The sequence below is a fragment of the Kribbella sp. NBC_01505 genome (genome assembly GCF_045040285.1).
Taxonomy (GTDB): Bacteria; Actinomycetota; Actinomycetes; order Propionibacteriales; family Kribbellaceae; genus Kribbella.
The window spans coordinates 7,491,421-7,503,842 of sequence record NZ_CP109425.1 but is presented as its reverse complement, the minus strand read 5'-3'; the positions used below and the strand labels follow the sequence as shown (position 1 = coordinate 7,503,842).

The window sequence follows — 12,422 nt, the reverse complement described above, 5'->3', positions numbered from 1 at the left end:
GGGTGGTGCTCGACCACGCACGCCTGACATGACAGATTGCGACGGTCCGATCACGCTTTGCCGTTGGAGTCTGTATGAAGCTCGTCTCCCTGGCCGTCGGCCTGGGGCTGTCCGCCGCCGCCGTCCTCGTTGTTCCCGGCTCGGGAGCGACCGCCTCGATGCAGACTGGGGTGATCGTCGACAAGGCGCGGCCGGTGGCGAACAAGTACCTGCAGCAGAAACTCAGCTGGCGGCGCTGCGGTGACGAGCAACTGCGGACGTTCTGCGCGAAGATCGCCGCGCCGCGCGACTGGTCCCATCAGTACGCCGGGACCGACATCGAGCTCGCGATCAGCAAGGTCGCCCCGGAGCACGGCAAGCCGACCCGCGTGGTGTTCGGCAATCCGGGCGGCCCCGGTGGCGCCGGGCTCGGGATGGCGCCGTACCTGGCGAGTCAGGCCCCGCTGGCGAAGAACCACCTCGCGGTCGGCTTCGACCCCCGCGGTACCGGCGACAGCACCAACGTCACCTGCCAGGGCGCGCCGGGCTACTCGATGGACGCCCGCGACCGCGACCCGTGGAACCTGGACCTGATCTCGCGGGCCTCCGAACTCGCCCAGCCGTACTGCGACGGGCAGTCCCGCGGCCTGCTCCCCTACATCACCACCGGGCAGACCGTCCAGGACATGGACCTGATCCGCCAGCTGCTCGGCTTCGACAAGATCGACTTCGTCGGCTACTCCGCCGGCACCTGGATGGGCGCGTACTACCAGACCTACTTCCCGCAGCACGTCGGCCGCTTCGTGCTCGACTCGAACACCGACTTCACCAACCCCTGGATCAGCACGTTCGAGGCCCAGCCGGCCGCGTTCGAGCGCCGGTTCGAGCAGGACTTCGCGGTCTGGGCGGCGAAGTACGACGACAAACTGCACCTCGGTACGACGTCCCGCCAGGTGGTTCGCAACTACGAAAAGTTACGAGCGGCGCTGAAGAAGCAGCCCGCGGTCGAGGAGTTCCTGGAAGCCTCGGTCCGGATCACCTACGACCAGAACGCGCTCGACGACCTGGTCGCCGGGGATTTGTATACAAAACTCGACTTCTACTCGCTCGCCATCGATCTCGCATTTCTCCGCGACCTTTCCGCGGCCCAGACAAAAGGCGGTGCGCGGGCCGCACAACGCACGGTCGACGCACTCTCCCCGGCCCGTCAGCAAGAGCTGGTACGGCGGGCCCACCGCAACCTGGTCGGCCTCCCCGCGCTCGGCCGCTCCGCTCTCGGCGACGACTACGCGGACGCGACCTTCAGCGCGATCACCTGCAACGACACGGCCTGGCCGCAGGGCCGCGAAGCCGCCGACGAACTCGCCGGCCGGCTCGGCCCGCGGCACCCGCTGATCGGCTGGAGCATGAACGAGAACCCGTGCTTCTACTGGGACCGCCCAAACGTCTCTCTGCCACAGCCGACCGGCGCCGGACTGCCCACAACCCTGATGGTGCAGAGCCAGCACGACCCAGCCACCAACTATGCGCTGGCCGCCACGGCCCATCAGCGGTACGCCGGATCGCGGTTGCTGACCATCACGGGCGAAGGAGACCACGGCGTCTACGGCGGCGTGAACAAGTGCGCGGACCGGATCGTCAACACCTTCCTCACCACCGGCAAGACCCCGGCCGCCGACGTCAGTTGCCCGGGTGAAGGCATCCCCGCGCCATCCACCCCGGAGCCCGTCGGACCCGAGGCGGACGAGGGTGGCGCCAAGGCCGGATCACCACTGCGCCGGGCTGCCGGATTCACCGCCGCTATTTCCGGCTACCTGCACTGAAAACATAACGCACTGAATGATCATGAATCGGTCCCGGCCAAACGCTTGAACCACCTTCCGGACCGGTAATTCCGACCGGTCCGGAATTACCGACGGACAGGCCGCGATCACGGTCGGCCAAATCGTTGTGAAGCTTTCGTTGTCAGGACATATTTGTCAGGGCTATGTCAGGGTTCCGTCCCTGTGCGACGCAGCGTGACTTCGGCAACCTTGTGTCAGCGCGGGAGAGCCGGGCGTCGACCGGGAGGGCTCGACGAAAGGCTCGACCGCTGGACGTGGCTTCGGCCGGCTGCAAGGTGGGGGGACTGCCTGGGGGGTCAGACAGAGGCGCAGCCGGCCGGGACCACGGATCCATGCGTCCCGCCGCACCCAGATCCCTCGCGGGGCATCGTCGATCCCCCAGGTCGTGATGCTCCGCGAGGCATGTACCACCCCGTGCCCCCGACGATCAGCAGCTCTGGTGGACTGCTGATCGGCCGGGCCGGTCAGAGCCGCCGGGAGCGATCCGGATCCGGACTCGGGAACGGGTAGCCGTCGGCGACCGCAGCAAGTGGCGCCGAGCGCCCGGCTGACCAGGCAGTCCGGAAGGCACGCCGTTCGAGGGACTCCTCGACCGCGCTCCGCGTCGCCAGGTAGTCGGGCTTCTCGACCTCCGGCACCGGCGCCTGGATCACTTCCCGTACGCCGTCCGCCGCACCCAGCAGGAATGCCGCATACTCGCTGCGGCCTCGGTGCTGAGCGACAGCCGCGAGCTCTTCCAGCACACTGGCCGATCGCCAGCGGTCTCCCAGGTCCCGGTGCTCAGCCAGGCTCTCGTCGAGCAGGTGCACCGCACGCTCGGTCAGACCGCGACGCCGCTCCACAATGCCGAGCTGGTTGAGCGACCAGGCCACGCCCTCGCGGTAGCCGAGTCGCTGCGACAGCGTGAGGCTCTCCTGCAGCAGCCCCTCCGCCTCGACCAGCTCACCCTTGTACTGCGCGATCGCACCGAGGCTGATCAGCGACCAGGCGAGACCTTCGCCATCACCCAGTACGCGGAAGCTGTCCCGCGCTCGGCCGCAGCGACGCGCAGCGACATCCAGGTCGCCACGCAACCACGCTGCGAAGCCGAGGTGGTTGTGCGCCCAGGACATGCCGGACTGGTCGCCGACCTCCTCGAACAGGTCGTAGCTCTGACAGTTCAGGGTTTCGGCGGTCGCATAGTCGCCACGCTCTCGCGCCACTCCCCCCAGTCGCTGCAGCACCAACGCCGTACCGGCAGAGTCCTTGAGCTCCTTGTACTGCGTGAGCGCGGTCTGGAGCCGAGTCGTCGCCACGTCGTACTCGCACTGCAGGAACGCGAGCATGCCGGCACCGAGATTCGCCTTGGCCAGTGCAGGAGCCGCTTCGTCAGCTGCAGGCAGCAGTGCGAGCGAACGCTCCAGCCACTGACTGCCCTCGGCGTAGTGACCGCGCAGGTAGCAGAACAGCCAGAGCGCACCGGAGAGCCGCAGCGCCTCGCCGGCCGACCTGGTCTGCAGCGCCCACGCCATGGCTGCTCGCAGGTTGTCCAGCTCGCTCTGCAACCGTTCGAGCCACTCCTCCTGGTTGGCGCCGCGCAGCTCACGCTCCGCCTGCTCAGCCAGCCCGATGTAGAAGTGCGCATGCCGGCGGACCGCCTCGTCCACGCTCGACGTGGTCTGCAACCGGTCTGCCGCGAACTCACGGATGACGGCGAGCATGTAGTACCGCGCGACGCCGCGGTGCCGAGTGACCCGGATGAGCGACTTGTCCACCAGCCGTCCGGTCAGGTCGAGCGCCTCGGCCCGGGCGACCGGTCCGGGAGCGGCGTCCCCCGACATCACCATCGCGGCGGCGCCCAGCGTCCAGCCACCGACGAAGACTGACAGCTGCGCAAAGACATCGCGCTCGGCCGGGGTGAGCAGGTCGTGGCTCCACTCGATCGCGCCGCGCATCGACTGCTGCCGCGGCGACGCCGTACGGTCGCCTCCGGCCAGGATGCCGAACGAGGTCTCCAGCTCACCGGCCAGCTCTTCGATCGTCATCACGTTCGTCCGGGCGGCTGCCAGCTCGATCGCGAGCGGCATACCCTCCAGCCGGCGAACCACCCGGGCGACCTGCTCCAGCTGCCCGGCCGGGTCGTAACCACGCGCACTCGCCCGATCCACGAACAGTCGGACCGCGGCAGACACCTCAGGCTCGTCCGCCTCCGGCGGCAGTGCGAGCGGCGGTACGACGTACACGTTCTCGCCGGGGACTCGCAGCAGCTCGCGACTGGCGGCGAGGATAGACAGGTTCGGACAGGACTCCAGCAGCGCTGCACAGACCTGCCCGACGGACGAGACCACGTGCGAGCAGTTGTCGAACACGAGCAGCAGGGTTCGCTGGCCGATCTGCTCGGCGATCTCCTCTATCAGCCGAGTGCTGTCCATCGGGTGCAGGCCGATCGACGCAGCGACCGCGGGAGCGACCCTCTCCGCGTTGGTGAGGGACGCGAGCGGCACCCAGCAGACACTGTCGGGGAAGTCGTCGGAGAGCTCGGCTGCGACCGCCATGGCGAGCCGGGTCTTACCGACCCCACCCGGACCGGTCAGCGTGAGCAGTCTGGTGATGCGCTGGCTCAGGAGCCGCTTGGTCGCAGTCAGCTCGACAGTCCGGCCGATCAACTCGTTCGGCGGAGCGGGCGGACGCCGCAGCACCGGCTGTGGCGACTCGGTGTCGTTGCGGGCGGAGGTGGTGAGCTGAGTGCGCTCTGCGCTGTTCAGCCGCAGTGCGTCCGCGAGCAGTCGCAGAGTGTGCGCTCTGGGCGCACGTCGACGTCCCCGCTCCAACGCCGCGATCGCGTCGACGCTCAGACCGGCCAGCTCCGCCAGGCCCTCCTGCGACAGCCCGGCGTCTCGCCGATGCCGGCGCAACAGGCCGCCGAACCCAGCTCCCTGCACGTCGTCCGAACCGCGGCGAGATCCGTCGGACGACACAGGACGGCTCCACCCAGTTTCCGGCCTCGACGTGGCGGTTGCCACGTACGTTTCCCACGAAAGTATCTTTTCCGGCCCGCCTTGTCAGTTTGTCGCGGGTGGTTCCCAGCGAACTCACAGAAAGTGCCCAGGCCGGTTCGGTACGAATTCGGTGCTGCTCAGAGCGCGTCGGCAGCGTCGTGCCGGGCGATCGCGTGGCGCATGGTCGCCCGTGCGCGCTTACGGTCCCCGGCGGCGTCGTACGCCGTCGACAGCCGGAACCATACCCGCCAATCGTCGGGCGAAGCCTCCGCTTCGGTTCGGTACTGCTCGAAGGCCGCATCGGCCGCGGCCCGGTCGATCCGCCCGGACGGCCGCCGCGGCAGGTCGTCGACCGGCAGCCCGCCCGCCGCCTCCAGCTCCCGGGCGAGTCCCTCGGTCTGGGAGCCGAACCGCAGCTCCCGCCAGACCAGGTAGGCGCCGAGGACCGGAATCACCAGTACGGCGATGCCGAGCCCGACCGCGATCGGGTCGCCGGTGCCGATCAGCAACACCCCGCGCCAGCCGAGCAAAACGGCGTACGCGACGAACACGACCGCCAGAACGATCGCCGCGGTCTTAGCCTTCACGGTCAGCACCAATCCTTCCCCACCCCACCACCCCGGTCAGGCAAGATCCATGAAGTGCTCGAGCCCAACGGTCAGCCCTGGCGTCGTGACGATGGTGCGGACACCCAGCAACACACCTGCCATGAACGACACCCGAGCCATCGAGTCGTGCCGGATGGTCAGCGTCTCGCCCTCGTCGCCGAACAGCACCTCCTGGTGCGCGATCAGCCCACGCAGCCGGACGCCGTGCACCCGGATCCCCTCGAAGTCGGCACCACGAGCGCCGTCGACAGTGGTCGTCGTCGCATCCGGGATCGGCCCCGAACCGGCCGCCCGGCGAGCAGCCGCGATCAGCTCCGCCGTACGGCGTGCTGTCCCGGAAGGTGCGTCCACCTTGTCCGGGTGGTGCAGCTCGATGATCTCCACCGACTCGTAGTACTGCGCGGCCTTGGCGGCGAACTGCATCATCAGCACCGCGCCGATGGAGAAGTTCGGCGCGATCAGCACCCCGACGCCCGGCGCCGCATCCAGCCAGGACTGCAGCTTCGCCAGCCGCTCCTCGTCCCAGCCAGTCGTCCCGACGACCGCGTTCGTCCCGTTGCCGATGCACCACTCGAGGTTCTCCATCACCACCTCGGGCCGGGTGAAGTCCACCACGACCTGGGCGCCCGCCTTGGAGAGCTCGGCCAGATCGTCCCCGTGGTCCAGCTGGGCGACCAGGTCCATATCCGTGGCCTCATCAACCGCCAGACACGTCTGAGCGCCCATCTTGCCCTTGGCCCCCAGCACCGCAACCTTGATCATCCGCGCCCTCTCACCGATCCCGACAACCCCCCAAGGATCTCATCCACCCCGGCCTCCCTTGAGCACCGCCCAGCCACTTCCACCGCCCAAAAGTGGTCGATGCGTACTCAAAGCCCACCCTTGAGCACCGTTCAACCATCTCCACGGCACAAAAGTGGTCGATGGGTGCCCAAAGCCCCTTGAGCACCGTTCAGCCATTTCCGCGGCGGGAAAGTGGTCGATGGGTGCTCAAGGCGCGGCCTTGGGCACGGTTCGACCATCTCCACGGCGCGGAAATGGTTGATGGGGGCTCAAGGCGGGTTGGTTCAGGCGGGGGTGTAGGTGGATTGGGCGTCTTCGGCGAAGTGGCAGGCTACGGTTTGGCCGCTGGGGATGGGGCGGAGCTGGGGTTCTTCGGTCCTGCAGCGGGACTCGGCGCGCAGGCAGCGGGTGTGGAAGCGGCAGCCCGAGGGCGGCGAGACGGGGGACGGCGGGTCGCCGGCCAGGACGATGCGCTTGCGGCCTTGCCGGGCCAGGCCGGGCTCGGCGGACAGCAGCGCCTGCGTGTACGGATGCGCCGGTACGTCGTACACGTTCTGATGCTCACCCAGCTCCGCGATCCGGCCGAGGTACATGACGGCGACCCGGTCGGAGACGTGCCGCACGACGGAGAGATCGTGCGCGACGAAGATGATGCTCAGCCCGAGCTCCCGCTGGAGCCGCATCAGCAGGTTCACCACCTGCGCCTGGACGGACAGGTCGAGCGCGGAGACCGGCTCGTCGCACAGCAGCACGTCGGGGTTGAGCGCGATCGCCCGCGCGATCCCGATCCGCTGCCGCTGCCCACCGGAGAACTGGTGCGGGAACTTGCTCTCGTCCTCGGCCCGCAGACCGACCAGCTCCAGCAGTTCGCGGACGCGCTTGCGGATGTCCATCCCCTTGGAGACGTCCGGGTGCACCTCGAGCGGTTCGGCGATGATCTCGCCGACGCGCATCCGCGGGTTCAGGCTGGAGTACGGGTCCTGGAAGACGACCTGGACGTTCTGCCGCCACTTCCGCAGTTCGCGACCACGCAGTTTGCTGACGTCGACCCCGCCGTACTCGATCGCGCCGGAGGTCGGCTTCTCCAGCGCGGCGAGCAGCCGGACGAGCGTCGACTTGCCGCACCCGGATTCGCCGACGATGCCGAGCGACTCGCCCTTGCGCAGCGTCAGGTTCACGCCCTCGACCGCGCGGACCAGCACCTTCGACCCGAAGTGCAGCGCCGGGCTGATGTCGTAGTGCTTCACCAGATCCGTTGCCACCAGCAACTCTTCGGCCATCAGACGGCCTCCTTCTCGGCGAGCGTCGTCCGCCGGATGCACGCGGCATCGCGGCCGGGAGCCACCGTCAGCAACGGCGGTACGTCGTGCGCGCAGTCCTCGATCGCGATCGGGCACCGCGGCCGGAACGCGCAGCCGGACGGGATCGCCCGCAACGACGGCGGCGTACCGGGGATGGTCGGCAGCTCCTGCCCCTTGAGATCGGCCGACGGCATCGAGCCGAGCAGCCCCTCGGTGTAGGGGTGCACGGGATGATCGAGCGCCGCGGCCGTCGACGCGCGCTCGACCACGTGACCGGCGTACATCACCACCACGTTGTCGGCGACGTCACTGACGACACCGAGGTCGTGCGTGATCAGTACGACGCCCATGTCGCGCTCGGCCTGAAGGTCCGCGATCAGCTCGAGGATCTGCGCCTGCACGGTGACGTCGAGCGCGGTCGTCGGCTCATCGGCGATCAGTACGTCGGGATCGAGCGCGAGCGCCATCGCCAGCATCACGCGCTGCCGCATGCCGCCGGAGAACTCGTGCGGATAGTCGTTCACCCGCTTCGCCGCGGCCGGGATCCGCACCTGGTCGAGCATCTCGGCCGCCCGCTTCAGCGCGTCCTTCTTCGACATCCCGCGGTGCACCCGGTAGCACTCGGCGATCTGCGTCCCGACCGACTGCACCGGGTTCAGCGCCGATAGCGAGTCCTGGAACACCATGGTGATCCGGTCCCCGACGATCTTGCGGCGTTCCTTCGTGGTCATCGCGATGAGGTCGGCGCCGCGGTACTCCGCCGTACCGGACACGATCCGCCCCGGCGGCATCTCCAGGATCCCGGTCAGCGCCTGCGTCGACACGCTCTTGCCCGACCCCGACTCCCCCAGGATCGCCAGCGTCTCCCCCGCCCGCACCTGCCACGACACCCCGTCGACCGCCCGCACCGAACCGTGCGGAGTGTCGAACTCGACGGTCAGGTTCTCGACCTTGAGCAGTACTTCGCCAATAGTCATCGCAGCAGCTTCGGGTCGAGGGCGTCCCTGATGGAATCGCCGATGATCATGAACGAGATCGTCATGGTGGAGATGAACAGGGCCGGCCAGATGAACAGGTGCGGCGACTCCCGGTACGACGCCGCGACGCCGAACTGTGAGCCCCACGAGATCGATGGCGGTTGCAGGCCGACACCGAGGAAGGTGAGCACCGCCTCGAGGCCGATCAGGCCGCCGATCCCGAGCGTGGTCATGGCGAGCAGGGGCGCCATCGCGTTCGGGAAGACGTGTTTGCGCAGGATCCGCAGCGGCGGTACGCCGACCGATCGGGCGGCCAGCACGTACTCGCGGTTGCGCACCGAGAAGACCGAGGACCGCATGATCCGCATGCCCTGCGGCCAGGTGGTGACGAGGATGATCGCGACGATGATCCAGATGCTCCGGTTCGGGACCGAGTTCAGGACCACGATCAGCGCGATCAGCCCCGGCAAGGAGAACAGGACGTCGGCGACGCGCGAGATCACGTTGTCCACCAGGCCTGGGAAGTAGCCGGCCAGCAGGCCGAGCAGACCCGCGACGAGGAAGCCGCCGAGGCCGGCGACGATGCTGACCATGACCGACGGCCGGGCGCCGTAGATGACGTTCGCGAAGTAGTCGCAGCCCTGGATGTCGAAGCCGAACGGATGCCCGGGCTCGCGGCTGTGCGTGCTCTTGCCGAGCTCGCAGAACCGCGGATCCACCGAGGTGAACAGGCTTGGGACCGCGGCCATCACGAAAAAGAGCAGCACCAGGACGAGGCAGATGTCGAACTGCGGTTTGCGCAGCAACGCCCGCAGCAGCTCGCGGTTCGACAGGGTCCGGCCTTCGAGGTCCTGCGTCTCGGCCCCGAAGACCTGCTGGGTCTCAGACATTGCGCACCCTCGGATCGATCGCGCCGTAGATGATGTCGACCACCAGGTTGATCACGATGAACATCAGGAACGCGAGCGTGGACAGCAGCACCACCACTCCGCCCTCCTTCAGCTTGATCGCCTGGAACATGAACTGGCCGAGCCCGGGCAGGTTGAAGATGCTCTCCGCCAGCACCGCGCCGCCGAAGATGCCGGCGAAGTCGATGCCCATCAACGTGACCATCGGCAGCAGGGCGTTCGGCAGCACGTGCCGCCAGAGGATCCGCTGCTCACCGAGCCCCTTGGCGCGTGCGGTCTTCACGAAGTCGGAGTTGGTCGTGTCGACGATCGACGTCCGGGTCAGCCGGGCCAGGCCGGCGAAACCCGCGACACCGATACACAGCGCCGGCAGCAGATAAGCCAGCGGCCAGCCGTCACGGACGCCGGAGACCGGCAACCACTTCAGCTCGACGCCGAACAGGTACTGCCCGGTGAAGTACAGCACCAGTCCGGGCACGGCCAGCACGACCAACGTTGCCAGCAGCAACACCCGGTCGACGATGCCGTTGCGCCGGAACCCGGCGTACAGGCCGAACAGCAGGCCGAGGATCCACTGGAACGCCAGGCTCATCGTCGCCAGCTTGACGGTGACCGGGATCCGCAGCCGCAGCTGGTCGGCGATGTCGGCACCGGCGAACGTCGTACCGAAGTTGCCGGTGAGGATGTCCTTCATGCTCAGCAGGTACTGCACGATGAAGGGATCGTCGAGGTGGAACTGCGCCCGCTTGGCCGCCATCACGGCGGCCGGGATCGGCTTGTCGCCGGCCAGTTCCCGCAGGGGGTCCCCAGGCATCGCGAAGACGAGCGCGAAGACCCCCAGCGTGACGATCAGGCCGATCGGGATCGCCGCGAGGATGCGGCGAAGGATGTACCGGATCATCTACTTGAACGTCGCCCACAGGGCCGAGACACCGACGTACTTGGAGACGCGGGGCTCGATCTTGGCCGAGTGCAGGTAGGCGTTGGACTTGGTGTAGAGCGGGACCAGCGGCATGTCCTCGAGCGCGATGTCCTCGGCCTGCTGGTAGAACGCGATCGCCTTCTCCGGGTTCGGCTCCGCGTCGCCCTTGGCCAGTACGGCGTCCAGCGCCGGGTTGGCGTAGTGGGCGAAGTTCGCGTCACCGGTGGACTTGAACATCGGGGTCAGGTAGTCCTCGATCGACGGGTAGTCGTGGCCCCAGCCGCTGAACCGCAGGCCGTCGAGCTTGCGCTGGTCGGCCAGCGTGGTGATCTCGGAGGCGGCCTTGCCGGCGTACTTCACCTGGAGGCCGAGGTTCTGCCGGAGCATGTTGCCGATCGCCTCGGCGAAGATCTGGCCGGTCGCGGACGACGTGTTGTAGTTGATGAAGAGCGTGTCGGAGAAACCGCCGGCCTCGGCGAGCAGCTGCTTGGCCTTGGTGGCGTCGAAGTCGCAGTACTTGCAGGCGTCGGCGCGGTAGCCGTCCATGTCCGGCGCGACCAGGCTCTTGGCCGGCTCGGACAGCCCGACCAGGTCGGCGAAGGCCTTCCGGTCGATCGCCATCGAGAACGCGTGCCGCAGCTTCGGGTTCTTGAACCGCGGGTCCCAGTCCGGCATCGTCAGGTAGTTCGCGCCGGAGCTGATGCTCGTCACCCAGCCGTCGGGAGCGTCCTGCTTGAACGTCTTGGTCTTGGTCGGCGGGACATCGACGAAGTCGACGTTGCCGGCCAGGAACTCGTTGTACGCCGTGTCCGCGTTCGGGATGTAGCGGTAGGTGATCGACTCGGCCTCCGGCACCAGCGGACCCTTGTAGCCGTCCCACTTGGCCAGCTTGATGTCGTCACCGGCGTTCCAGGCGGCGGCCAGCTTGTACGGGCCGTTGCCGATCGGCTTGCGCTTGTAGGCGTCCGGGTCCTTGCGGACCTCCTCCGGCAGCGGCGCGAGACCGAGGTACTGCAGGGTCAGCCCGAACTGCGAGAACGGCACCTTGAGCTTGACCGTGAAGGTCAGGTCGTCGACCTGCTTGAGACCGCTGAGCGCCTTCACCGACGTCGGCTTCGGCGTCGCGCCCTCCGGGGTCTCCGGGTTCAGCGCCTCGTAGCCCTCGACCTTGGAGAAGAAGCCGTTGTTCTTCCAGGCGTTCGAGCCCTGGGCGGTCATGTTCCAGCTGTCGACGTAGTCCTTGGCGGTCAGCGCCTGACCGTTCTGGAAGGTGTTGCCCGGGCGCAGCTTGATCGTCCAGGTCTGGCTGGTCTTGTCCGGCGTGACCGAGTCGGCCATCACGTTCAGCAGCTTGCCGCTGTTCGGATCGGTCGTCACCAGCGGCGCGAACATCGCCATCGCGATCTGGATCCCCGCGCTGCCGTTCTCGTTCAGCGGGTTGATGTAGTCCAGCGGGTCGGCCGCGATCGCGATCACCTCGCTCTTGGCCCCACCCCCCGAGCTGCCGTCCCCACCCGACTTGCCTCCACACGAGGCGAGCACCAGCGAAAGCCCGAGTGCCACCCCCACAACCCCAGTCAGACGTCGCACGGTCGAACCAACTTCCTCGGCAAAGCGCCGTTCAGCGGGCGGATCAAGCGCCATGCTCGCTGGTCGAAACTGCGCATGTCAACGTTGTCAGCCCGCAAAAGGCGCCAAGTAACACAGGCGTTACCTCTCCAAGACCTCAGATGACCCGAGCCGCGACGCGCCTAACCGATCCACCTTAATCGCCCCAACGCCCGAAGTCATCAGATGTCACACCAGATTCCTGACAAATCAGTTTGTGCACACAAACGCGCAACCGCCACTCGCGCGCACCCTCCAGCCCCCCTCCCCAAACCAGTTCGGGGAGACTTACCCGCAGATTCCGGTGCACCCCCCTCCCCAAACCAGTTCGGGGAGACTTACCCGCAGATTCCGGTGCACCCCCCTCCCCAAACCAGTTCGGGGAGACTTACCCGCAGATTCCGGTGCACCCCCCTCCCCAAACCAGTTCGGGGAGACTTACCCGCCGTTCTCGGTACACCCCCCTCCCCAAACCAGTTCGGGGAGACTTACCCGCAGATTCCGGTGCACCCCC

The 12,422-nt window shown here is 67.7% G+C and carries 9 protein-coding genes; 1 reads left to right on the top strand and 8 read right to left on the bottom strand.

Annotated features, from left to right (window positions below):
• The first annotated feature begins 74 nt into the window (after positions 1–74).
• A complete protein-coding gene (locus OG474_RS35260) occupies positions 75–1,802 on the top strand; it encodes an alpha/beta hydrolase (RefSeq protein WP_405057955.1) in 1,728 nt (575 codons plus the stop codon).
• A 485-nt stretch (positions 1,803–2,287) separates the two neighbouring features.
• On the opposite strand, the gene OG474_RS35255 is transcribed toward OG474_RS35260, so the two are convergent.
• From OG474_RS35255 to OG474_RS35220, 8 genes are all read right to left on the bottom strand, one after another.
• The gene (locus OG474_RS35255; protein ID WP_405057954.1) at positions 2,288–4,780 is read right to left on the bottom strand and encodes an ATP-binding protein; all 2,493 of its coding nucleotides are present in this window, start codon (positions 4,778–4,780) and stop codon (positions 2,288–2,290) included.
• Between the two features lie 158 nt (positions 4,781–4,938).
• On the bottom strand, positions 4,939–5,388 hold the full coding sequence (locus tag OG474_RS35250; protein WP_405057953.1) for a hypothetical protein: 450 nt from the start codon (positions 5,386–5,388) through the stop codon (positions 4,939–4,941).
• A 36-nt stretch (positions 5,389–5,424) separates the two neighbouring features.
• Entirely contained in the window at positions 5,425–6,171 is a 747-nt protein-coding gene (gene dapB / locus OG474_RS35245; RefSeq protein WP_405057952.1) for a 4-hydroxy-tetrahydrodipicolinate reductase, read from the bottom strand.
• 305 nt (positions 6,172–6,476) lie between these two features.
• The gene (locus OG474_RS35240) at positions 6,477–7,472 is read right to left on the bottom strand and encodes an ABC transporter ATP-binding protein (RefSeq protein ID WP_405057951.1); all 996 of its coding nucleotides are present in this window, start codon (positions 7,470–7,472) and stop codon (positions 6,477–6,479) included.
• Positions 7,472–8,470 carry an ABC transporter ATP-binding protein gene (locus OG474_RS35235; RefSeq protein ID WP_405057950.1) on the bottom strand — a complete coding sequence of 333 codons (999 nt, stop codon included), beginning with the start codon at positions 8,468–8,470 and terminating at the stop codon, positions 7,472–7,474. The genes OG474_RS35240 and OG474_RS35235 overlap by 1 nt, the downstream gene beginning before the upstream one ends.
• A complete protein-coding gene (locus OG474_RS35230) occupies positions 8,467–9,360 on the bottom strand; it encodes an ABC transporter permease (RefSeq protein WP_405057949.1) in 894 nt (297 codons plus the stop codon). Before OG474_RS35230 ends, OG474_RS35235 begins: the two co-directional genes overlap by 4 nt.
• A complete protein-coding gene (locus OG474_RS35225) occupies positions 9,353–10,279 on the bottom strand; it encodes an ABC transporter permease (RefSeq protein WP_405057948.1) in 927 nt (308 codons plus the stop codon). Before OG474_RS35225 ends, OG474_RS35230 begins: the two co-directional genes overlap by 8 nt.
• Complete coding sequence (locus OG474_RS35220) at positions 10,280–11,863, bottom strand: ABC transporter substrate-binding protein (protein ID WP_405057947.1); 1,584 nt, start codon at positions 11,861–11,863, stop codon at positions 10,280–10,282.
• Positions 11,864–12,422: the final 559 nt, after the last annotated feature.

Coding starts and splice junctions, on each gene's coding strand:
- OG474_RS35260 (WP_405057955.1), top strand. CDS start 75: ATGAAGCTCGTCTCCCTGGCCGTCGGCCTGGGGCTGTCCGCCGCCGCC.
- OG474_RS35235 (WP_405057950.1), bottom strand. CDS start 8,470: ATGACTATTGGCGAAGTACTGCTCAAGGTCGAGAACCTGACCGTCGAG.
- OG474_RS35225 (WP_405057948.1), bottom strand. CDS start 10,279: ATGATCCGGTACATCCTTCGCCGCATCCTCGCGGCGATCCCGATCGGC.
- OG474_RS35240 (WP_405057951.1), bottom strand. CDS start 7,472: ATGGCCGAAGAGTTGCTGGTGGCAACGGATCTGGTGAAGCACTACGAC.
- OG474_RS35230 (WP_405057949.1), bottom strand. CDS start 9,360: ATGTCTGAGACCCAGCAGGTCTTCGGGGCCGAGACGCAGGACCTCGAA.
- dapB (WP_405057952.1), bottom strand. CDS start 6,171: ATGATCAAGGTTGCGGTGCTGGGGGCCAAGGGCAAGATGGGCGCTCAG.